This is a genomic window from Leisingera sp. CC-HEC093, from assembly GCF_059429195.1.
This window is the reverse complement of record NZ_JCAIJR010000001.1, coordinates 1433852-1454392: the sequence shown is the minus strand read 5'-3', so window position 1 is coordinate 1454392 and position 20541 is coordinate 1433852. Positions and strand designations below refer to the sequence as shown.

Sequence of the window (20541 nt, the reverse complement as noted above, 5' to 3'; positions counted from 1 at the left end):
GGCCGCAGGCAAGAGCCCGCAAGGGCGACGCGCCCGCCCGCATCTTCAGGGGCGGTCGCTGCCTCGTCTTTCGTTCAGGCGGGCCGGTTCAGATGGCGCGGGTCAGCCCCCCATCCACGCGGATGTTCTGACCGGTGGTATAGGCGGCATCATCCGAGGCGAGATAGGCAATCAGCGCTGACACTTCGCGCGCGGTGCCATAACGGCCCACCGGGATGCGGGCCTTGCGGTCTTCTGTCTCAGCCAGACTGTCGATGAACCCTGGCAGCACGTTGTTCATCCGCACGCCTTGGCTTGCGAATTTGTCGGCAAACAACTTGGTAAAGCTCGCCAGCCCGGCCCGGAACACGCCGGAAGTCGGGAACAGCGGATCCGGCTCAAACACCGCGAAGGTGGAGATATTGATGATCGACCCCTTGCCCTGGGCCGCCATGACCGGCGCCACCAGCCGGGCGGGGCGGATCACGTTCATCAGGTAATACTCCATTCCCAGATGCCAGTCGTCGTCGCTGATCTCCATGATATCGCCCTTGGGCCCGTGGCCTGCGGAATTGACCAGCACATCAACCCGGCCCCAGCGGTCCATCGCCTTGTCCACCAGCGCCTGCAAATCGCTTTGCGCCATGTTAGAGCCTGTGTGCCCCACCCCGCCCAGCTCCTGCGCCAGCGCCTCGCCCTTGCCGGAGGAGGAGAGGATCGCGACCTCATATCCCTGCGAATGAAGGTGGCGGGCGGCATCCGCGCCCATGCCGCTGCCCGCGGCGGTGAAGAGAGCAACTTTGGTCATTTCCATACTCCTTTGGTTGTCCTCAAGATGACGGTTCAGGGCGCGCTTGACCAATTATGTCTCATCGCGTCAGACTGTAGAAAACCTACTGTCTGAGACCTGATGCGCCTGCCCAACCTCAACACCTTGCGGATGTTCGACGCCGCTGCCCGCCATCTGAATTTCGGCCGCGCGGCAGAGGAGCTGCACCTGACCCAGGGCGCTGTGGCGCAGCAGGTGCGCCGGCTGGAGGCCGACCTGGGCCACAAGCTGTTCCACCGCCATGCCCGCGGGCTGTCGCTGACGGACACAGGGCGCAACTATCACGCGCCGGTGCGGCAGGCGCTGGCCCTGATCCGCGAGGCAACGGACACGCTGGCGCCGGCCGTGCAGCGGGTGACACTGTCAGTGCCGCCGTCCTTTGCCGCGAAGTGGCTGGTGCCGCGGCTGCCGGAGTTTGAGGCGGCGCATCCTGATATCGACCTGCGGGTTGTGGCCGAGGAAAGCCTGACGGATTTCAAGCGGGACGGTATCGACATCGCCATCCGCCAGGGCGGCAAACCGCAGGAAAGCAGTTTGAACTCCACGCTCCTTTCGCTGGTAGACCTGGTGGCAGTGGCACATCAGGACTCGGCTCTAACAAAGGTGGATTCCCCCGAACTGGCGGTTCTGGCGCAGCACACCCTGATCCAGGACGGGCACCGGCACTGGGACCTGCTGCTGCGGCAAGAGGGGATCACGGCCACAGGCCGGGTTCTGCAATTCAACCAGACCGCATTGGCGATGGATGCCGCAATGAACGGCCAAGGCATCGCCCTGGTGCCCCGCATTTTTCTGAGCAGCCAGCCCCTGTCAGTGTTATGGCAGGCACCGCGGCTGGGGGATCAGGGCTTTTACGTGCTCTGGCCCAGCACGCAGGGCCGGGCCAAAACAGTGGTGAACTGGCTGCTGCGCCAATAGCAGTCAGGCAGAGACCCTCTTGGCCTCCTCCGGCGCACTGAGCGATATCACCGCTACAACCGCGGCACCGTTCAGCCAGTAAAAGGCCGCATCCAGCCCGGCGAAACCAAAGGCAAAAGGCGCTGCCAGAAAAGTGAGGCCGGCAATCAGGTCAACCGTCAGATGCAGCTTGTACGGCAGAACCCGGATCAGGCCGAGATGGTGGTCGGTCAGCACTGTCAGCACAAAGGCGGCAATGCCGGTTGCCACCGACAGCCACAGCGCCAGCGGATTGCTTTCGCCGAGGCCCAGCAGGAACGGCAGCCCCATCAGGGCGATGGCCACCGGGTAGTCGAGATAGGCGTGGATGGTGCGGGTCACGAAACGGAGGGGCATGGGTCAGGTCCTTGTTGCTGAGGTGTCTTGGCCGCTGCTGCGGTTATGGCCCCAGCGTGCCCTATGGCACCCGGACGCTGAATTTCAGAACCGCCGGAAGGTTTAGCAGATCGTACAGAAAGCGGAGAGCGAGACGGGTCAGGCAGCCCTGTGCTGCTGCCGGTAGGCCGCCGGGGACATGCCGACCTGCTTGCGGAACACGCGGGAAAACGCCGCCTCAGAGGCATAGCCCGCAATCTCGGCCGCATCCGCAACATTCAGCCCCTGCTCCGTCAGCCCCTGGCAGGCAATTTGCATGCGCCAGCTGGTCAGGTACTGCATCGGCGTCACCGCCATCTTGGCAGTGAACTCCTGGGCAAAAGCGGTGCGCGACATGCCGGCCTCGCGCGCCAGGCCTTCAACACTCCACTCCTGCGCCGGGGCCTGGTGGAACGCGGTCAGCGCGCGGGAAAGACGCCGATCGGCAAACCCCGCCAGCGCCGAGCCGCCGGGGCTTTGATGCTCCAGATAAGCGCGGACCGCCTGGGCAAACAGCACCTCTGACAGCTTCAGCGCAATCAGGTCGCCGCCGATGCGGGCGCCATGCACCTCCGATCCGATCATCCGCAAGGTCGCCTCGATCCAGGCGCCTGCTTCCTCGCCATAATTCCCAATCACGATATAGGGCGGCAGCCGGTCGATCAGCATATGCCCGGTGCCGCGCCGCCCCGGGACCCCGGCAAAGGAGAAATGGCCACAGATCAGCTGGGTGTCCCGGTCCTCCTCCGCACCGCCATAGACCAGCACGCCGCCGCCGTCATAACCAGCCTTTTCCAGCACCTGGTCCAGCGGCAGGGCCTCCAGCGGCTGCACCTCGTTGCACAAGAGCATATGCGCCGCCCCATGCGGGATCAGCACCAGATCCCCCTGCCGCAGCCGCAGCGTTTCGCCGGTTGCAGGCACATGCACCTTCAATTCGCCGCGCTGCACGAAATGGAACCGGGCCACGTTCTCAAACGGCGGCACCTGCACCCCGAACGGCGGCGTGAAAGACGTGCGGAAATACAGCGTCCCCTTAAGGGACAGCCGGGTGAGAATATCGCTCAGCAGATCCAACATGCCCGGCATGTTAGCCGGCAGGCAACCCGCGTCCACCGGGCCGGACGATCTGCAAAGAAATGTGAACGCTCAAGCTGCCGGGCACAGCATCATAGACACGCGGCGGCGGCTCACCTCAATCGCTGATATCCGGCCGGTCCTCGCGGCCCCGGCTGCTCATCAGCCGGCTCATCGCCAGAATCCCCGCAGCCGCCGCGGCCAGCAGCACTGCGTGCACATAATACCCCAGGCCTGATGCCATGCCGACGCCCCCGGCCACCCACAGGCTGGCCGCCGTTGCCATGCCGCCGACCCGCTCGTCGCCCTGAATGATCGCGCCGGCGCCCAGAAAGCCAATTGCCCCGACAAGCCCCTGCATGATGCGGGTCGGGTCGGCCCCCATTTCAAGGCTCAGCGCCTCCATCGACATTTCCATGGTGATCAGGGTAAACCCCGCGGCCCCAAGCGAAACAATCATGTAGGTCCGCATGCCCACTTTGCGGTGCCGCAGTTCCCGATCCAGACCCAAAAGCGCCCCGGCAGCAGCGGCGCAGATCAGCCGCAGACCCAGTTCAAGATGGCTCACATAGGCAAGGCTCAGGTCCATCGGGTTCCGGCTCCTTCTTGGCGGACAGCAGCACGCGGCATGCCCTGGAATGAAATTCAGCAATAGGCCCGACTATGGCACAGAACTGGAAAAAGTGCAGAGATTTCAGACTTTCCGCTGCGCACTGGCGCAATCCCGGCCATCCATGCAGCCGCAAAGCAAAACCCCCGCTTTGCGGCGGGGGTTTCATCAGGCTGCTGAGGGCACTTATGCGCGGACCAGCTTCTCGTAGTCCTCGGCGATCTCACGGGTCAGATCACCCACTTCAAAGGTATAGTCGCCGATCTGACCAACCGGGGTCACCTCTGCGGCGGTGCCGGTCAGCCAGCATTGCTCAAAGCCTTCCATCTCTTCCGGCTTGATGCGGCGCTCATGCACGGTGATGCCCTTGTCCTTCAGCATCTGGATCACGGTCTGGCGGGTAATGCCGTTGAGAAAGCAATCGGCCAGCGGGGTGTGCACCTCGCCGTCCTTCACAAAAAACACATTGGCGCCGGTTGCCTCAGCCACATAGCCGCGCCAGTCCATGAACAGCGCGTCAGAGCAGCCCTTGGCCTCTGCCTTGTGCTTGGAGATAGTGCAGATCATGTACAGACCCGCGGCCTTGGCGTGAACCGGGATCGTTTCCGGGCTCGGGCGTTTCCATTCCGCGATGTCGAGCTTGGCGCCCTTCATCTTGGCGTCGCCGTAATAGGCGCCCCAGCCCCAGACCGCGATCGCCATGCGCACCGGGTTCTTGGCAGAAGCCACGCCCATGTCCTCACCCGAACCGCGCCAGACCAGCGCCCGCACATAGGCGTCCTGCAGGCCGGACGCCTTCAACGCTTCTTCCTTGGCCGCCTCGATCTGATCAACAGTATAGGGCATCGGCATATCCAGCGCCTCGGCGCTTGCGATCAGGCGCTCGGAATGCGCGCGGCTCTTGAAGATCTTGCCGTTGTAGGCGCGCTCCCCCTCGAACACAGAGGAGGCATAGTGCATCGCGTGGGTCAGGATATGCACCTTGGCATCCCGCCAGTCGATCAGCTCCCCATCCATCCAGATCACACCGTCGCGGTCGTCATAACCAGCCATGCCGCATCCTCCTGATTTCAGCGGTGATTTTCATTTATTGCGCAAGATCGGGCCGAAACGGACACAATCTTGCGCCAAAGCTGCGATTCGATACATCTTCACTCTTGGAATGTCAACAACACTGACATAAACTGGCCAGCAAGACAGACGAGGGGGCACCATATGCCTGAGGGCCGGACAGGGCAGGGATTCGGCAGCGAAAGCCTGCTGTTTCTAACAGACGAACAACTTCGCCAGGGGATCGAGGCAATGTTTTTTGCCTACCGCGGCTTTACCGCCGATCCGGACCGGATATTGGCTGAAATGTCCTATGGCCGGGCGCACCACCGCGCCATTCACTTCATCAACCGCTCGCCCGGCACCACGGTGAACAACCTCCTCAGCATCCTGGGCGTCACCAAACAGTCGCTGAACCGCGTCCTGCGCACCCTGATCGGCGACGGGCTGGTGATCAGCAAGGTGGGGGAGCTGGATAAGCGCGAACGCCACCTGTACTTGACCGAACAGGGCGCGGCGCTGGAGGCGACGCTATCGGACGCCCAGCGCGCCCGGATGCGCGCCGCCTACAAGGATGCCGGCCCCGAGGCTGTGCAGGGCTTCAAGACAGTGCTTGAAGCGATGATGGACGCGGACATGCGCCGCGCCTATGCCAAGCTGCGGGACTAAGCCAACATGACCATGCACGACGCCCATCTGCTGATCGTCGATGACGACGAGCGCATCCGCGGCCTCCTGAAGAAATTCCTGATGCGCTCCGGCTTTCTGGTCACCGCCGCCCGCGATGCCGCCCATGCGCGCCGCGTGCTGGCCGGGCTCGATTTCGACCTGATCGTAATGGATGTGATGATGCCGGGAGAGGATGGCGTGTCGCTGACCCGGTCGCTGCGCGAAACCATGGCCACCCCGATCCTGCTGCTGACCGCCAAAGGCGAAACCGAGGACCGGATTACGGGGCTGGAGGCCGGGGCGGACGACTATCTGCCCAAACCCTTCGAACCCAAGGAACTGCTGCTGCGCGTCAATGCGATCCTGCGGCGGATGCCGGACACGGTTGCGCAGGAGGCCGCCCCCAAGGTGCTGCATCTGGGCGCCATCCGCTATGACATCGAACGCGGCGAGATGTGGCAGGGTGACGAGCTGATCCGCCTGACCGGCACCGAAAGCCAGCTGATGAAGATCTTCTCCGCCCAGCCGGGTGAGCCGGTTTCCCGCACCAAGCTGGTGGAGGACCTTGGCCGCGACCGCGGCCAGGCGCAGGAACGTGCGGTGGACGTGCAGATCACCCGCCTGCGCCGCAAGATCGAACCGAACCCGAAACAGCCGCAGTACCTGCAAACGGTGCGCGGCGCGGGCTACATGCTGGCCCCCGACTGATCCCCGGGGCCTCTTCTTCTGGCTGAAAATATCCCGGGGGGGGTGAGGCCCGTCCCTGAAACCGTCCGGGGGACGGTTTCAGGGCCGAACGGGGCAGCGCCCCGCTCCGCCCGGGCCGGGGGCAGCGCCCCGCCCCTTCCGCCCGAACAGCACCGCGGCGGTGTACAGGGGGTGTACAGCTGGTGCACGCATGGCACCCCCCGTTTTTCCTTGCAGCCAAAGGCCGCCCGCTCCTAGTGTCGCGCCTAGCCCGGCCGCAGGAGGAACCCGCCCATGACCACCGCCCTGATAACCCACGCGGACTGCCTGAACCATGTGACCCCCGAGGGCCACCCGGAACGGGTTGCGCGGCTGGAACACATCCTGCACGCGCTGGAACCCTTGGCCCTGAAACGCGTCACAGCCCCGATGGCCGCCGAGGACGACATCCTGCGCATCCATCCTGCTTCCTACCTGTCGGACCTGCGCAAAGCCTCCCCGTCCGAGGGCTGGGCGCAAATCGACGGCGACACCTTCATGTCCCCCGGCTCGCTGGATGCGGCCTTCCGCGCAGCCGGCGCAGCGGTGCGCGGTGTCGATATGGTGCTGGGCAGTGAGGTGCAGAATGCCTTTGCTGCAGTCCGCCCGCCGGGACACCACGCCGAAACAGACACGGCTATGGGCTTTTGCCTGTTCGGCAATGCGGCGCTGGCAGCCAAGCACGCGCTGGACCATCACGGCCTCAACCGCGTGGCAGTGGTGGATTTCGACGTGCATCACGGCAACGGCACCCAGGACCTGCTGTGGGATGAGCCGCGCGCTTTGGTGATCACCAGCCAGCAAATGCCGCTCTGGCCCGGTTCCGGCCGCCCGGATGAGGACGGCGCCCATGGCCAGATCCAGAACATGCCGCTGCCGCCGGGATCAGGCCGGGCCGAGATGCAGGCGGCCTATGAAGGCCAGGCCTTCCCGCACCTGCGCGCGTTCAAGCCGGAGCTGATCATCATCTCAGCCGGCTTTGACGCCCATCAGGACGACCCGCTGGCCAGCCTCAACTGGGCCACCGCGGATTTCGCCTGGATCACCGCGGAACTGTGCAAACTTGCCAGTGAGCTGTGCGGGGGCCGTATCGTCTCGACTTTGGAAGGCGGATATGATCTGAACGCGCTGGCCGCGGCAACGCGCGCGCATGTGGAAGAATTGATAAAGGCACCGGCATGACTGAGACCCCCGTAGACCAGATGAGCTTTGAACAGGCGATGCGTGAGCTGGAAGGCGTGGTGGACCAGCTGGAGCGCGGCGACGTGGCGCTGGATGCCTCGATTGCGCTTTATGAGCGCGGTGCGGCGCTGAAGAAACGCTGCGAGGATGAGCTGAAGCGCGCCGAGGAAAAGGTCGCCGCGATCACGCTGGACGCCAACGGCACCCCCAAGGGCACCCAGCCGCTGGACGCCGGCTGAGCCATGAGCACCTCTGCAGACGCCGGGATCCGCCCCTTTGCGGAGGCGCGGAAAGACGCGCAAGACCTTATTACCGCGCATATGGAGCAGCGGCTGGCGGGCACTGACGCGATGCACGCCGCGATGCGGTACGCCATCACCGGCGGCAAGATGCTGCGCGGCCTCCTGGTGCTGGAAAGCGCCCGTCTGCACAGGGTCCCAGCCGAAGCCGCCATTGAGGCCGCACTGGCCATTGAGTGCATCCACGCCTACTCTCTGGTGCATGACGACCTGCCCTGCATGGACGACGACGACCTGCGCCGCGGCCAGCCCACCGTGCACCGCAAATGGGACGAGGCGATGGCGGTGCTGGCAGGCGACAGCCTGCAGACCTTTGCTTTCGAGCTGCTCGCGGACCCCAAAGTTGGCCCCCACGCGCTGCCCCTGATCCGCGGGCTAGCGCAGTCCTCCGGCAAGGACGGCATGGTCTCTGGCCAGATGCTGGACATTGCTGCAGAAACCGCCGGCGCGCCGCTGACGCTGGAGCAGATCACCAGATTGCAAAGCCGCAAGACCGGCTGCCTGATCGAATGGTCCGCCACCGCCGGCGCGGTGTTGGCCGGGGACGACCCTGCACCGCTGCGGCAATACGCACGCGCCCTTGGCCTTGCCTTCCAGATCGCTGACGACATTTTGGATGTGGAAGGCGATGCCGCCAAGGTCGGCAAGGCGGTGCGCAAGGATGCCGAAGCCGGCAAGGCCACCTTTGTTTCACTGCTGGGACTGGCAGAGGCAAAAGCCCGCGCACAGTCGCTTTGCGATGAAGCCTGCGCCGCGCTGTCACCCTATGGAGCAGACGCTGCAACCTTGAAGGAAGCCGCGCGTTTCGTTATTGCGCGCGACAGCTAACCCCGCGCCACGTCCGGACCTATCTGACCGGCGCAGCCCAAGGAGACACCATGTCCGACCGGCCCAAGACCCCGCTTCTGGACCAGATTACGCGCCCCGCGGATCTGAAGGGGCTGACGGATGCCCAACTGGTGCAGGTGGCGCAGGAACTGCGGCAGGAAACCATCTCCGCCGTCTCCGTCACCGGCGGCCATCTCGGCGCCGGCCTCGGCGTGGTAGAGCTGACGACCGCCCTGCACGCGGTGTTCGACACACCGCGGGACAAGGTGATCTGGGACGTCTCCCATCAGTGCTACCCGCATAAGATCCTGACCGGGCGCCGCGACCGCATCCGCACCCTGCGGATGAAGGACGGCCTCAGCGGTTTCACCAAACGCACAGAGTCGCCATACGACCCGTTCGGCGCCGCCCACAGTTCCACCTCGATCAGCGCAGCACTTGGGTTCGCCGTTGCACGCGACCTTGGTGGCGTGATCCCGGAGGGCAACGGCGACGCCATCGCCGTGATCGGCGACGGTTCGATGTCGGCGGGCATGGCGTTTGAGGCGATGAACAACGCAGGCCACCTGGGCAAGCGGCTGATCGTGATCCTCAATGACAACGAAATGTCGATCGCCCCGCCGGTGGGCGCGCTGTCCTCCTACCTCTCCCGCCTTTACGCGGGCGAGCCGTTCCAGGAGCTGAAGGCCGCCGCCAAAGGCGCGGTCTCGCTGCTGCCGGAACCCTTCCGCGAAGGCGCCAAACGCGCCAAGGACATGCTCAAAGGCATGGCTGTCGGCGGCACCATGTTCGAGGCGCTTGGCTTCTCCTATCTCGGCCCGATCGACGGCCACGACATGGACCAGCTGCTGCCGGTCCTGCGCACGGTCAAGGCCCGCGCCAGCGGCCCGATCCTGATCCATGTCCTCACCAAGAAGGGTAAGGGCTACGCCCCGGCAGAAGCCGCCCGCGACAAGGGCCACGCCACCGCCAAGTTCGACATGGTAACTGGCGAGCAGAAGAAAGCGCCGTCTAATGCGCCTTCTTATACCTCGGTCTTTGGCAATGAACTGGTGAAACACGCCGCCAAGGACGACAAGATCTGCGCCGTCACCGCGGCGATGCCCGACGGCACCGGGTTGAACCTGATGGCCGAACGCTACCCCTCGCGCTGCTTTGACGTCGGCATTGCCGAACAGCATGGCGTGACCTTTGCCGCCGCAATGGCCGCCGGCGGCATGAAACCGTTCTGCGCGATGTATTCCACCTTCCTGCAGCGCGGCTATGACCAGGTGGTGCATGACGTGGCGATCCAGCGCCTGCCCGTCCGCTTTGCCATCGACCGCGCCGGTCTGGTGGGCGCCGATGGTGCCACCCACGCCGGGTCCTTCGACATTGGCTTCATGGCCAACCTGCCGGGCATGGTGGTGATGGCCGCTGCTGATGAGGCGGAATTGGTACACATGGTCGCCACCGCCGCCGCCCATGACGACGGTCCCATCGCCTTCCGCTACCCGCGCGGCGAGGGGGAAGGCGTCGAGATGCCCGAGGCCCCGGAAGTGCTGGAAATCGGCAAGGGCCGGATGATCCAAGCCGGCAAACGCGTCGCGCTCCTCTCCTTCGGCACCCGCCTGGGCGAAGTCAAAAAGGCCGCTGAGGCTCTGGCTGCCAAAGGCATCACGCCCACCATCGCCGACGCCCGCTTTGCCAAGCCGCTGGATCGCGATCTGATCCTGCAGCTGGCCGCGGACCACGAGGCGCTGATCACCATCGAGGAAGGCGCAGTGGGTGGTTTCGGCTCCCACGTGGCGCAGCTTCTGGCTGAGGAGGGCGTGTTCGACAGCGGCCTCAAGTACCGCTCAATGGTGCTGCCCGATACGTTCATTGACCAGGCCAGCCCGGCAGATATGTATGAAGTTGCCGCCATGAACGCGCCGCAGATTGAGGCCAAAGTGCTGGAAGTGCTGGGTGTGGCGACGATTGGGGAAAAGCGGGCTTAAAGGGTTGCGCGACACACTCCAGGAATTAAAGCTTTCAGAGAAAATCTGATAGGTTAGATTATGTCGCTCCCTGATTATCAAACTATGATGCGCCCCCTTCTGAAATTGTTCGCTGAGGGCAAACGAAATGTGAGCGAAGCACTACCCGCTCTGCAACAGCAACTAGCAGTCTCAGACGAAGATGCGCAGGAGCTACTTCCTAGCGGAAAGCAAACAATCTTTAGTAACCGTGCTCATTGGGCGAGAAGCTACATGGGCAAGGCAGGCCTGTTGGAAACCGTAGGCCACAACCATCATGCCATTACCGAAAAAGGGCGCGACTATCTGAATCGTTTCCCTGAAAGAATTGATAATGCTGCGCTTTCACAGTCTGACGAATTCGAAATCTGGCGAACGTCCTACAAAAAAGAAACAGACGAAAAGCTACGTTTGCCGTCACTCGATACGACTCCGGATGACAGGATAGTTGAAGCCTTTTCCGAAATTGAAAGCGCTCTTTCGCGCGATGTCATTGAAGCCGTTTTGTCGTTAACTCCAGCACGCTTCGAAAAGCTTGTTGTCGATTTACTTTTGGCGATGGGCTATGGCGGCGGATTTCTCGAGCGCGGCAAGCAGACCCGCGTGTCAAACGACGGGGGCATTGATGGTATCATCAATGAAGACGAACTTGGGCTGGACGCTGTATTCATTCAGGCCAAAAGATACGACCCTGACAACAAGGTTGGCCGCCCTGCAATGAATGCCTTTGTTGGCTCACTAACTGGTGAGGGCGCCAACAAAGGCGTCTTTGTCACCACCAGCGATTTCTCTAAAGAGGCAATAGAATACCTCAACAGAGTGCAGCACCGGATCGTTACGATTAATGGCGATCAACTCGCTCGATTGATGATAAAGCATGAAGTTGGCGTACGTGCGCGGAAAACATACGTCCTGCGCTCAGTGGACGAAGATTATTTTACCATTTCCTAGCTAGACCCCCGGCGGCTCCGCCGGCGGCACAAAGCTCTCCATATCCTCGGCCTCCAGCACTGCCCGCAGCCCCTCACGGTAAGTAGGATACAGCAGCTTCACCCCCAGCTCGTCCTTGATCAGGCGGTTACGGACCCGCTTGTTCTCGCCATAGAAGCTGCGCGCCATCGGCGTCATGCCGGCTTCGTCAAAGGGCACCTCAGCAGGCACCGGCAGGCCCAGCAGCTCTGCCGCATAGCCCAGCACATCCTGCGGCGGCGCCGGGTCGTTGTCGCAGACGTTATAGATGGCCCCCGGACGCGGCTGCGCGATGGAGGCCGCCAGTACTTGGGCAATGTCATCCACATGGATGCGGGAAAACACCTGCCCCGGCTTGATGATCCGCCGCGCCTTGCCCGCCATCAGCTTGGCAAAGGGGCCGCGGCCGGGACCGTAGATGCCGGCCAGCCGGAAGATATGCAGCGGCAGGCCCGGGATGGCCTGCCATTGCGCCTCGGCCCTGGCGCGCCAGTCGCCGCGCTGGCTGGAGGGCGTCACCGGTGTGCCCTCATCCACCCAGGCACCGTCGTGATGCCCGTAGACAGCGGTTGTCGACAGGTAGCCCACCCACTCCAGGCCGGGGGCCGCGGCGATCCCGTCAGCTATCTCTGCCAGCACCGGGTCGCCATCCGCGTTGGGCCCGATCGAGTTCAAAATATGCGTCACGCCGTCCAGCGGCACTGGCTGTCCCGGCCAGGTGATCATCTCCACGCCTTCAGCTTCCACAGCGTCCCGCGAGGTGCCGATGACCCGCCATCCCTCCGCCAGCAGACGCGGCGCAAGCGCCCGGGCGGTATAGCCAAATCCAAGACAAAGCAGCGTTTTCCTCATGGTTCCTAGATGCGTCGGCAATGCCCGGGGTGCAAGGGTTGATTCGAATCCCCTTCGGCCTTTTCATGGCCGCCATGGACAAGCAGAAACCGGGACTTTCAAACGCCTACGCCCTGCAGACGCCTGCCGATTCCAAGCGTCTGTACGGGGACTGGGCCAGCTCATATGATCAGGATTTCGCCGCCGGGCAGGATTACCTGCTGCCCGGACTGACCGCCAAGGCTTTTGCCGCCGCCGGGGGAACAGGCCCGGTGCTGGACGCCGGCGCTGGTACCGGCCTTTGCGGCCAAGCGCTGCGAGCACTGGGGATCGAGCCTGTCGATGCCACCGACATCAGTGCTGCCATGCTGGCCGTAGCCCTGCGCAAGGATGTATACCGCGACGTGATCGAGGCCGACTTGCTGCAAGGCATCCCGGTGCCGCGCGGGTCGTACAGCGGTGTGGTTTCATCCGGCACCTTCACCCATGGCCACCTCGGCCCCGAAGTGCTGCCAGCCCTGCTGCGGGTGGCCGCGCCCGATGCTTGGTTTGCCCTGTCAGTGAATGCAAAGTTCTATCAAAAGGCAGGCTTTACGGATGCCTTCGACCGGTTGCTGCGCGGCCAGTGGATCAAGAGCCTGACCCTGCCGGAACTGCGCATCTACGGCCCGCGTGCCACCGGCGCGCATAAGAACGACACCGCCCTGATCGCCGTGTTCCAGAAGGCTTAAACACCTCTTTGATTTTTCCGGGTCAAGGACGGCCGAAGGCCGCCATGCGCCAGCATGGGCGCAGCTCCTTGAGGCGGAAAGATCAGATACAGACTGGAACCGGCTGCTTGAGGAGCAGATCTGCTCCTCAAGAGCTTCTCAGCAGCGGCAAACGCCGCGCAAAGCGCGGCGCCCGGCCCAACTGTGCAGGGACATCTTCAGATGCTCCCGAAGCAGGCGGGAGCTCCCGCGCCTTGGACCCGGCAGCCCGCCGGGCGGCGCGCTGCGTCAGCGCCCCTTCCAGACCGGATCGCGTTTTTCGGAAAAGGCACGGGCGCCTTCCAGGTTGTCCTCGGAACCATAAAGCACATCGACCGTCTTCAACTGGCGCTGCGTGATGCGGTTCATTGCATCCTGGAACTTGCTGTCCTCCGCATCGCGCACGATTTCCTTGATCGCCGCATAGACCAGCGGCGGGCCGGACGCGAGCAGGCGCGCGAGTTCCCAGGCGCGGTCCATCAGCTGATCCGCGGTCACAATCTCATTCACCAGACCCCAGCGATTGGCCTCTTCGGCATCAAACCATCGCCCGGTCAGCAGCAGCTCCATGGCAATGTGATAGGGGATGCGCTTGGGCAGCTTCACACTGGCTGCATCCGCCACGGTGCCGGAGCGGATTTCCGGCAGCGCAAAACTGGCGTGATCGGCAGCGATGATCATATCCGCCGACAGCGCCAGCTCCAGCCCGCCGCCGCAGGCGATGCCGTTCACCGCGGCAATCACCGGCTTGTTCATATCGCGCAGTTCCTGCAGCCCGCCGAAACCGCCGACGCCGTAGTCGCCATCCACCGCATCGCCATCAGCCGCCGCCTTCAGATCCCAGCCGGGGCAAAAGAACTTCTCCCCGCCCCCGGTCAGAATCGCCACCCGCAAGTCCGGATCATCGCGGAACTCGCGGAACACCTCGCCCAGCACCCGGCTGGTGGCCAGATCAATGGCATTCGCCTTGGGCCGGTCCAGCGTCACTTCCAGAATGGCGCCGTCACGGCGGGTTTTCACAGGGCTGTTCCCAGTGCTGTCGCTCATCTCATCTCCTCCTGGCATCTGCCATGCCGTTTTTTGTTTCCGGGCCGGAACCCTAGTATTTCCGGCGCATCAGCGCGTCCGCTGCCACCGCGTCCGTTGGGGTGCACAAAAGCGGGTTGATCTCGATCTCCTCCAGCCCTAGCGCGTTCTCCATCACATAGGTTTCAACCGCGCGGATGGCGCGCAGGATTGCCTCACGGTCGGCCGCCGGGGCGCCGCGGTAGCCGTCCAGCAGCTTCGCGATACGCAACGACTGAAGTGCCAGTTCAATTTCCGCATCCGAGGCCGGCAGCAGGAAAGAAGCGCTGTCCGCCAGCAGCTCAGTCAAAGTACCGCCTGCAGCCAGCGTCATGACAAAACCATGCGCCGGGTCCTTGACCACGCCGATCAGCAGCTCGGCAACTGCACCGGTGACCATCTCTTCCACCAGAAAGCGCGCAGCAGGCATGCTGAAAGCAGCATCGCTGACTTCCTGGCCCGAAGTCAGGTTCAGCGCCACGGCGCCTGCTTCGGTCTTATGCGCGACGCCCTCCCCCTTCAGCACGACAGGGAAGCCAACATCCACCGCGACCGCGCGGGCATTGGTGGCAGAAGCCGCCAGTTTTGAGCGCGGAACACGCAACCCGTAACTTGCAAGCTGCCACTTGGCCTCGGCTTCCGGAACCAAGTCTGGTTCGACAACCGGCGTCGGCAGCAACAGGGGCGCGGGCGCTTCCGGCAACGGCAGGCTGGCTGCCTCGCAAGCGGCGATGGCTTCGCTGAGGCCGCAGAAAGGTACCACACCGGCCTCCATCAGCCGGGCCGCCACATCCTCGGGCAGCAGTTCCGGCAGAGTGGCAACCAGGCCGGTATTTGCCCCGGTCCGCTCGCGCGCGCCGATGGCGGCCTGTATGGCGCATTCCCAATCCGAGGCATCGCAACGGTCACCGCGCGGGAAATCCGCAATCAGCATGGTCATCGCCAGCTGGGGATCCATCATCGAAGAGAACGCCTTGGTCATCGCCTCGGTATCGCGCCAGATATAGGTGTGGTAGTCGAGCGGGTTCGCCAATGCCACCATCGGTCCCAGCGCGTCGCGCAGGCCGGTTTTCTGCCGCTCGTTCAAAGGCGGGAACGCGACGTTGCGCGCGTGGCCGGTATCCGCGGCCAGGCTTGCCTCGCCCCCGGAGCAGCTGATAGTTGCGATGCGGTTCGAGGGCAGCCGCCCCGCCACATGCAGCAGTTTCAGCGTCTCCAGAAAAGACGGCAGGTCATCCAGACGCGGAATGCCAAGGCGTGAGAGCAAAGCCCCGGCCCCCGCGTCGCCGCCCGCAAGCGAGGCGGTATGAGAAACAGTTGCAGCTTGGGCTTCGGTCGATTTGCCGACCTTCAGGGCAATGACCGGCTTGCCTAATTCGCGCGCACGGGCCGCCAGCGCCTCAAACGCACGCAGATCGTCAAAGCCTTCGATATGCAGGCCCAGCGCCGTGACGCGGTCGTCTTCCAGCAGCGCCTCTCCTATTGCGGCAATGCCCGACTGCGCCTGATTGCCCGCAGTCACCACATAAGCCAGCGGCAGGCCGCGCTTCTGCATGGTCAGGTTGATCGCGATGTTCGAGCTTTGAGTGACCAGCGCAATGCCCTGTTCCGCCCGCTGCCCGCCATGCTGGTCCGGCCACAGCAGCGCACCATCCAGGTAGTTGATGAAGCCATAGCAATTCGGCCCAAGGAAAGGCATCTCTCCAGCCGCCTCCAAGAGCTGGGCCTGAAGATCAGCCCCTTCCGCGTCTTCAGCTGCAGCCTCCAGAAAGCCGGAGGCAAAGCACACCGCCCCGCCGGCGCCGCGCGCCGACAGTGCCCGCACCACTTCGATGGTGGCAAAGCGGTTGACCCCGATGAACACCGCATCCGGCGCCTCCGGCAGGCTGTCCGCGTCCTTGAACGCTGGCAGGCCCGCAACCTCTTCGGCCTTAGGATGGACGGGCCACAGAGCCCCTTCAAACCCCATTTTTTGACATTGCTCGATCACCAGGCGGCACCATGCGCCGCCGCCGATCACAGCAATGGTTTTCGGGCGGAAAAGCCTGTTTAGAGACTGCATCTGATCTTATTCACCGGTCTTGCCACGGTCCAGATGGCCGAGGTCTTGTTCAGGGTTGATCCGGTCGCGCACACGGGTCTTCAGTTCTTTCACATCAGGAAAGCCGCCGTTCCGTTTGCGTTCCCAGACCAGCTCCTTATCAACATGGATCTCAAAGATCCCGCCCAAATCTCCGGGAACCAGTGTCACCCCGCCCAATTGGTCCTGGAAGGTCTGCAGCAGCTCCTGCGCCATCCAGCCCGCCCGCAGCAGCCAGTTGCAGCCGGTGCAGTAGGTAATGGTAACCATGGGTTTCCCGGTCTGGGTCATGGATCAGCCTCCGACGGCGCGCAGCATCTCGCGGCTGATGATGTGCCGCTGGATTTCACTGGTGCCTTCCCAGATACGCTCCACCCGTGCGTCGCGCCAGATGCGTTCCAGCGGCAGTTCGTCCATCAGGCCCATGCCGCCGTGAATCTGGATCGCCTCATCGGCAACCATGGCCAGCATCTCGGTTGCCTTCAGCTTGGCCATCGACATGTCGCTTTCCGTGACGGTGCCTTGGTCGAATTTCCAGCCGGCTTCCCAGGTCAAGAGGTTTGCTGCCTTCAGCTCCAGCGCCATATCGGCCAGCTTGAAGGAAATGCCCTGAAACTTGCCGATCTGCTGGCCGAACTGTTTGCGCTCGGCGGCGTATTCGATCGAGTGCTGCAGCGCGCGGTCGGCCCGGCCGAGGCAGGTGGCCGCGACCTGCAGGCGGGTGGCGCCCAGCCAGGTGTTTGCCACCTCGAACCCCTTGTCGACCTCGCCCAGAATGGCCGAGGACGGAAGGCGGCAGTCGTCGAATTCCAGCACTGCATTGGTATAGCCGCGGTGGCTGACATTGCCGTAGCCGTCGCGCACTTCGAACCCCGGCGTGCCTTTGTCAACAAAGAAGGCGGTGATCTTCTTCTTCGGCCCGCGCGGCGTGTCCTCAACCCCGGTTGCAATGAAGCAGATGGCGAAATCAGCGATATCGGCGTGGCTGATAAAATGCTTGGTACCGTTCAGGATCCAGTCATCGCCGTCCTGGCGCGCAGTCGCTTTCATGCCGCGCAGGTCGGACCCCGCATCCGGCTCAGTCATCGCCAGGCAGTCCCATTTCTCGCCCTTCATGCAGGGGAACAGGTATTTCTCCTTCTGCTCCTCGGTGCCCGCCAGCAGAATGTTCGACGGCCGCGCCACGCCGGTCCAGTGCAGCGCATAGTTGGCGCGGCCCAGTTCCTTTTCGTACATCAGCCAAGTCAGCGTATCGAGGCCTGCTCCGCCGACTTCCTCTGGCATGTTGGCGGCATAAAGCCCTGCCTCCATCGCCTTCTTCTGCACATCGCGGATCACGTCCATGTCCAAGTGGCCAGTGCGCTCGATCTCCGCCTCATGCGGGTAGAGCTCCTTTTCCACAAAGGCGCGGGTGGTTTCGACGATCATCGACTGTTCTTCGGTCATCCCGAACTGCATGGCGGTCTTCCTTCGGCAAATCTGTTGCGGATCAGATTACGCCGCTTGCCCGCGCCTATCATGCAAGATTAGAAGATTTCATGCAAAGCTGGGTGAAACACGACGCTGCGGCGCAGCAACTGGATGTACTGCTGTTTGATGCGTTTTCAGCCCACTGCCTGGCGAACACGGTGGAGCCGCTGCGCGCTGCCAACACATTTGCCGGACGGCAGGTTTATGCTTGGCGCTTCCTGACGCTGGATGGCGGGGCTGCGGTGTCCTCCTCAGGCATGGAAGTGCGGGCGCATGGGAAGCTGGGTGATTGCAGCGGCGATCTGCTGATTGCAATGCCTTCTTACGACTTCTTGCGCCATGCAACTGTGGCAACCGCCCGCGCGCTGATATCAGCCGGCCGCCGCTACAAAGTGCTGGCCGGCTTTGACACCGGTGCCTGGCTGCTCGCCGCTGCCGGGCTGTTGGACGGCAAACATGCCACCATCCACTGGGAGGAGCTGAGCCGTTTCACCGAAGCTTTCCCCGATGTGCAGGCTGAACGTGCCCGGCAGGTCTGGGACGGCAACCGCGTCACCTGCACTGGCGCACTGGCGGCCTTTGACACCATGATGGAACTGATTGGGCAACAGCATGGTGCCGCGCTGCGGCTGGAGGTGGCCACGCTGTTCATGGCGCCCGAAGCGACCGAGACCCAGGACCCGATCCTGGTGCGCGGAAAATCGGTTGCCCGTGCGGTTGCGGTGATGCAGGCCAATCTGGAAACGCCCCTGCCGATCGCTGCCGTGGCAAGGAAAGCAGGCCGCAGCCAGAAAGATCTTGAGGCGCGGATGAAAGCAGAACTGGGGGCGACGCCGCAGGCGGTCTACCGGCGGCTGCGGCTGATCCAGGCCAGGAAGCTCGTGTTAGAGACTGTTCTGAGCGTTTCCGAGATCGCCCTGCGCTGCGGCTATGACGACCCGAGCGCGCTGACCCGGGCCTTCAAGGCAGAGTTCGGAACCACCCCGCGCAGCTTGCGCAGCAACGGCTAGCCCCGCTTGGCCGCCATCCACTGGTTCAGCCGCCACAGCCCCCAGGCCAGCGGGATCGCGGCCAACCCGCCGATCACGTAGGCCAGCGGCTCATCCGCAAAGGATTCGAACATCTGCGTATAGCCATGGATCACGGCAAAGGTCAGCGCCGCATTGAACAGTCCGCGCTGGTGCCGCTGCGCCGCCCAAAAGATCACCGCCGCCAGCACCATTGCCCACAGCACCGAATAGACATGCTCGGAGATGAACAGCGCGCTGTCGCGGAAGGCATCGCGGGCGGCAGCATAGGCCTCCCAGTCCTCGTAGCCATCGCTGTACCTGCCCGGCCCCCAGACGGTTTCGCCCACGACGTCCCCCCACAAGGACCCGACAAGCGCGCAGAGGTTCGCAACCACAAACCCCAGAATCCCCAGGATGCGCATATGCCGGGCGTCGCGCTCCGCCAGCCGGGCTGCGCCCCAGACACAGAGCACAATCAGCAGCACCATCTGCAGGATCGTCAGCGTCGATTCCGGCGAATAGAACACATAGGCCGCATGAAAATAGCTGGTGCCGGTTTCCAGCATTTGGGCAAAAGGCGCAATCGCCAGCGCAGTCACAAAGCGCACGTCCACTTGCCAGCCGGCCAGGGCCAGCGCCGCGGTATAATACAGCAGTGCCAGGTTCCGCAGCGGCGAGCCGATGCCGTATTGCTGCAGCAGCAGTTCGATGCCTGCCAGATGCATCGCCAGTCCCATCAGCAGGATCGCGCCCAGCACGAACCCCGTGGACCAGGCCCCGTGCCGCCAGCGCCAGGTGCAGATCAGCGCCACCAGCGCGCCGGCGGGCAGCATCACCCAGCCGGCGATGTCCTCGTACTTATCGACCAGCTCAATCCCGGCGCCGCCCATCAGCATGCCCGCACCGATCAGGGTGGCGGAGTTGCCGAACATCCGCAGCATCTCGCCGCCGCGCGCCAGCACCGCAAGCCCGCCGACCAGCATCAGGATGCCGGTCACTGCCACCGCTAGTGGGTCGGCCAGCCAGAAGATGAACCCGGCGGTGGCTGCAATGATGCCGAAACAAAGGATCGCATTCACCGCCAGCGACACCATCACTTCGCGCGAGCGCGCCTCAATGCTGCGGGCCTGATCCGGGGTCAGCACACCCTCCTCGACCAGGGCGGTTGTATCGGCAATGGCGTGCATCAGCGGTCCCTCGCGGCATCCAATAGGTTCAGTCCAGCATGGACCGGCCTGCCTAATAGCGAAAGGGGAGGAATTCCCGCCGCTTACCCCTTGGGGCGGCTTGGCACCCAAGCGTAGCCGTTATCGCACAGAATATAGGCCTCGCGCAGCCCATGCGGCTTATCCGCCGGCACCTGAAGAATGGTGCAGCCCGCCGCCTCCGCCCGAACCACAGCCTCATCCGGGTCGGTATCATACAGGCGGATCTCAATCCCTGCCCCGCGCGGCGGGTTTTCCGGCAGCAGCCCCAGCAGCGGGTTCTCCGCATAGGTGCCGTCGCTGTGCAGCTGAAACACTTGATTGCCATAGGTGACGATGGCAAAGTCCTGCGTCACCTGATGGCCTTTCATGCCAAAAACAGTCTCTAAAAAGGCTACTTCAGCCAAAACATCCCGCACCAGCAGATTGATCCCGATCCCGCGCAGCGAGCGGCCAAAACTGTCGGCATCTGTTGTGTCATACTCCATGGCTTGCAGTCTTCTCCGGAACCTGCCCTGCGGCAATGCCAAATGCGACAGGCTTCGGCACCTTTCCACCGCCCGCATGAAGGTTTGATGGCAAAGCAAGCAATCCGCTTGCCTTCC

Annotated in this window: 22 protein-coding genes; 10 read left to right on the top strand and 12 right to left on the bottom strand. The window is 63.5% G+C overall.

Annotated elements, in window-relative coordinates; genetic code table 11:
* Window positions 1-88: 88 nt before the first annotated feature.
* Window positions 89-793 (bottom strand): SDR family oxidoreductase, encoded by a 705-nt coding sequence (locus tag AC5STB_RS07010; RefSeq protein ID WP_495442244.1) that lies wholly within the window; start codon window positions 791-793, stop codon window positions 89-91.
* Between the two features lie 96 nt (window positions 794-889).
* On the opposite strand from AC5STB_RS07010, the gene AC5STB_RS07005 reads away from it, so the two are divergent.
* On the top strand, window positions 890-1726 hold the full coding sequence (locus AC5STB_RS07005; protein ID WP_495442243.1) for a LysR substrate-binding domain-containing protein: 837 nt from the start codon (window positions 890-892) through the stop codon (window positions 1724-1726).
* 3 nt (window positions 1727-1729) lie between these two features.
* Here AC5STB_RS07005 and AC5STB_RS07000 read toward each other — a convergent pair whose 3' ends face one another.
* The 4 genes from AC5STB_RS07000 to AC5STB_RS06985 all read right to left on the bottom strand — a co-directional run bounded on the left by AC5STB_RS07000 (window position 1730) and on the right by AC5STB_RS06985 (window position 4859).
* Window positions 1730-2101, bottom strand: coding sequence for a hypothetical protein (locus AC5STB_RS07000; protein ID WP_495442242.1), 372 nt, complete (start codon window positions 2099-2101; stop codon window positions 1730-1732).
* 138 nt (window positions 2102-2239) lie between these two features.
* A complete protein-coding gene (locus AC5STB_RS06995) occupies window positions 2240-3199 on the bottom strand; it encodes an AraC family transcriptional regulator (protein WP_495442241.1) in 960 nt (319 codons plus the stop codon).
* A 115-nt stretch (window positions 3200-3314) separates the two neighbouring features.
* Window positions 3315-3785 carry an MgtC/SapB family protein gene (locus tag AC5STB_RS06990; protein WP_495442240.1) on the bottom strand — a complete coding sequence of 157 codons (471 nt, stop codon included), beginning with the start codon at window positions 3783-3785 and terminating at the stop codon, window positions 3315-3317.
* Between the two features lie 207 nt (window positions 3786-3992).
* Window positions 3993-4859 (bottom strand): branched-chain amino acid aminotransferase, encoded by an 867-nt coding sequence (locus AC5STB_RS06985; protein ID WP_495442239.1) that lies wholly within the window; start codon window positions 4857-4859, stop codon window positions 3993-3995.
* Between the two features lie 162 nt (window positions 4860-5021).
* On the opposite strand from AC5STB_RS06985, the gene AC5STB_RS06980 reads away from it, so the two are divergent.
* The 7 genes from AC5STB_RS06980 to AC5STB_RS06950 all read left to right on the top strand — a co-directional run bounded on the left by AC5STB_RS06980 (window position 5022) and on the right by AC5STB_RS06950 (window position 11508).
* Window positions 5022-5525, top strand: coding sequence for a MarR family winged helix-turn-helix transcriptional regulator (locus AC5STB_RS06980; protein ID WP_495442238.1), 504 nt, complete (start codon window positions 5022-5024; stop codon window positions 5523-5525).
* Window positions 5526-5531: 6 nt separating this feature from the next.
* Entirely contained in the window at window positions 5532-6233 is a 702-nt protein-coding gene (locus AC5STB_RS06975) for a response regulator (RefSeq protein ID WP_495442237.1), read from the top strand.
* Between the two features lie 273 nt (window positions 6234-6506).
* Entirely contained in the window at window positions 6507-7433 is a 927-nt protein-coding gene (locus tag AC5STB_RS06970) for a histone deacetylase family protein (protein WP_495442236.1), read from the top strand.
* Window positions 7430-7672, top strand: coding sequence for an exodeoxyribonuclease VII small subunit (locus AC5STB_RS06965; RefSeq protein WP_019297546.1), 243 nt, complete (start codon window positions 7430-7432; stop codon window positions 7670-7672). Before AC5STB_RS06970 ends, AC5STB_RS06965 begins: the two co-directional genes overlap by 4 nt.
* A 3-nt stretch (window positions 7673-7675) precedes the next feature.
* Window positions 7676-8560, top strand: coding sequence for a polyprenyl synthetase family protein (locus AC5STB_RS06960; protein WP_495442235.1), 885 nt, complete (start codon window positions 7676-7678; stop codon window positions 8558-8560).
* Window positions 8561-8610: 50 nt separating this feature from the next.
* A complete protein-coding gene (gene dxs, locus AC5STB_RS06955) occupies window positions 8611-10539 on the top strand; it encodes a 1-deoxy-D-xylulose-5-phosphate synthase (RefSeq protein ID WP_495442234.1) in 1929 nt (642 codons plus the stop codon).
* A 60-nt stretch (window positions 10540-10599) separates the two neighbouring features.
* Complete coding sequence (locus AC5STB_RS06950; RefSeq protein ID WP_495442233.1) at window positions 10600-11508, top strand: restriction endonuclease; 909 nt, start codon at window positions 10600-10602, stop codon at window positions 11506-11508.
* On the opposite strand, the gene AC5STB_RS06945 is transcribed toward AC5STB_RS06950, so the two are convergent.
* Window positions 11509-12378: an SDR family oxidoreductase gene (locus AC5STB_RS06945; protein ID WP_495442232.1), complete on the bottom strand. Its 870-nt coding sequence runs from the start codon at window positions 12376-12378 to the stop codon at window positions 11509-11511. It abuts the gene before it with no gap.
* Between the two features lie 74 nt (window positions 12379-12452).
* Between AC5STB_RS06945 and AC5STB_RS06940 the strand changes: the two genes are divergently transcribed.
* Window positions 12453-13088 carry a class I SAM-dependent DNA methyltransferase gene (locus AC5STB_RS06940; protein WP_495444569.1) on the top strand — a complete coding sequence of 212 codons (636 nt, stop codon included), beginning with the start codon at window positions 12453-12455 and terminating at the stop codon, window positions 13086-13088.
* Window positions 13089-13355: 267 nt separating this feature from the next.
* On the opposite strand, the gene AC5STB_RS06935 is transcribed toward AC5STB_RS06940, so the two are convergent.
* From AC5STB_RS06935 to AC5STB_RS06920, 4 genes are read right to left on the bottom strand one after another with little or no spacing between them, the layout of a single operon-like run.
* Window positions 13356-14153: a carnitinyl-CoA dehydratase gene (locus AC5STB_RS06935; protein ID WP_495442231.1), complete on the bottom strand. Its 798-nt coding sequence runs from the start codon at window positions 14151-14153 to the stop codon at window positions 13356-13358.
* Window positions 14154-14205: 52 nt separating this feature from the next.
* A complete protein-coding gene (locus AC5STB_RS06930) occupies window positions 14206-16233 on the bottom strand; it encodes an acetate--CoA ligase family protein (protein ID WP_495442230.1) in 2028 nt (675 codons plus the stop codon).
* A gap of 6 nt (window positions 16234-16239) precedes the next feature.
* Complete coding sequence (locus AC5STB_RS06925; protein WP_495442229.1) at window positions 16240-16542, bottom strand: Rdx family protein; 303 nt, start codon at window positions 16540-16542, stop codon at window positions 16240-16242.
* A gap of 3 nt (window positions 16543-16545) precedes the next feature.
* Window positions 16546-17709: an acyl-CoA dehydrogenase family protein gene (locus AC5STB_RS06920; protein WP_495442228.1), complete on the bottom strand. Its 1164-nt coding sequence runs from the start codon at window positions 17707-17709 to the stop codon at window positions 16546-16548.
* An 80-nt stretch (window positions 17710-17789) separates the two neighbouring features.
* Here AC5STB_RS06920 and AC5STB_RS06915 point away from each other — a divergent pair, with 80 nt between their 5' ends.
* Window positions 17790-18731 (top strand): GlxA family transcriptional regulator, encoded by a 942-nt coding sequence (locus tag AC5STB_RS06915; protein ID WP_495442227.1) that lies wholly within the window; start codon window positions 17790-17792, stop codon window positions 18729-18731.
* Here AC5STB_RS06915 and AC5STB_RS06910 read toward each other — a convergent pair.
* On the bottom strand, window positions 18728-19918 hold the full coding sequence (locus tag AC5STB_RS06910) for a hypothetical protein (protein WP_495442226.1): 1191 nt from the start codon (window positions 19916-19918) through the stop codon (window positions 18728-18730). The two genes, AC5STB_RS06915 and AC5STB_RS06910, sit on opposite strands and share 4 nt — an antisense overlap.
* Window positions 19919-20001: 83 nt before the next feature.
* A complete protein-coding gene (locus AC5STB_RS06905; protein ID WP_495442225.1) occupies window positions 20002-20424 on the bottom strand; it encodes a VOC family protein in 423 nt (140 codons plus the stop codon).
* Window positions 20425-20541 lie beyond the last annotated feature (117 nt).

Bases quoted from the DNA above. Each gene is read 5' to 3' on its own strand.
- AC5STB_RS07010 (WP_495442244.1), bottom strand. From the start codon at position 793: ATGGAAATGACCAAAGTTGCTCTCTTCACCGCCGCGGGCAGCGGCATG.
- AC5STB_RS07005 (WP_495442243.1), top strand. From the start codon at position 890: ATGCGCCTGCCCAACCTCAACACCTTGCGGATGTTCGACGCCGCTGCC.
- AC5STB_RS07000 (WP_495442242.1), bottom strand. From the start codon at position 2,101: ATGCCCCTCCGTTTCGTGACCCGCACCATCCACGCCTATCTCGACTAC.
- AC5STB_RS06995 (WP_495442241.1), bottom strand. From the start codon at position 3,199: ATGTTGGATCTGCTGAGCGATATTCTCACCCGGCTGTCCCTTAAGGGG.
- AC5STB_RS06990 (WP_495442240.1), bottom strand. From the start codon at position 3,785: ATGGACCTGAGCCTTGCCTATGTGAGCCATCTTGAACTGGGTCTGCGG.
- AC5STB_RS06985 (WP_495442239.1), bottom strand. From the start codon at position 4,859: ATGGCTGGTTATGACGACCGCGACGGTGTGATCTGGATGGATGGGGAG.
- AC5STB_RS06980 (WP_495442238.1), top strand. From the start codon at position 5,022: ATGCCTGAGGGCCGGACAGGGCAGGGATTCGGCAGCGAAAGCCTGCTG.
- AC5STB_RS06975 (WP_495442237.1), top strand. From the start codon at position 5,532: ATGACCATGCACGACGCCCATCTGCTGATCGTCGATGACGACGAGCGC.
- AC5STB_RS06970 (WP_495442236.1), top strand. From the start codon at position 6,507: ATGACCACCGCCCTGATAACCCACGCGGACTGCCTGAACCATGTGACC.
- AC5STB_RS06965 (WP_019297546.1), top strand. From the start codon at position 7,430: ATGACTGAGACCCCCGTAGACCAGATGAGCTTTGAACAGGCGATGCGT.
- AC5STB_RS06960 (WP_495442235.1), top strand. From the start codon at position 7,676: ATGAGCACCTCTGCAGACGCCGGGATCCGCCCCTTTGCGGAGGCGCGG.
- dxs (WP_495442234.1), top strand. From the start codon at position 8,611: ATGTCCGACCGGCCCAAGACCCCGCTTCTGGACCAGATTACGCGCCCC.
- AC5STB_RS06950 (WP_495442233.1), top strand. From the start codon at position 10,600: ATGTCGCTCCCTGATTATCAAACTATGATGCGCCCCCTTCTGAAATTG.
- AC5STB_RS06945 (WP_495442232.1), bottom strand. From the start codon at position 12,378: ATGAGGAAAACGCTGCTTTGTCTTGGATTTGGCTATACCGCCCGGGCG.
- AC5STB_RS06940 (WP_495444569.1), top strand. From the start codon at position 12,453: ATGGACAAGCAGAAACCGGGACTTTCAAACGCCTACGCCCTGCAGACG.
- AC5STB_RS06935 (WP_495442231.1), bottom strand. From the start codon at position 14,153: ATGAGCGACAGCACTGGGAACAGCCCTGTGAAAACCCGCCGTGACGGC.
- AC5STB_RS06930 (WP_495442230.1), bottom strand. From the start codon at position 16,233: ATGCAGTCTCTAAACAGGCTTTTCCGCCCGAAAACCATTGCTGTGATC.
- AC5STB_RS06925 (WP_495442229.1), bottom strand. From the start codon at position 16,542: ATGACCCAGACCGGGAAACCCATGGTTACCATTACCTACTGCACCGGC.
- AC5STB_RS06920 (WP_495442228.1), bottom strand. From the start codon at position 17,709: ATGCAGTTCGGGATGACCGAAGAACAGTCGATGATCGTCGAAACCACC.
- AC5STB_RS06915 (WP_495442227.1), top strand. From the start codon at position 17,790: ATGCAAAGCTGGGTGAAACACGACGCTGCGGCGCAGCAACTGGATGTA.
- AC5STB_RS06910 (WP_495442226.1), bottom strand. From the start codon at position 19,918: ATGCACGCCATTGCCGATACAACCGCCCTGGTCGAGGAGGGTGTGCTG.
- AC5STB_RS06905 (WP_495442225.1), bottom strand. From the start codon at position 20,424: ATGGAGTATGACACAACAGATGCCGACAGTTTTGGCCGCTCGCTGCGC.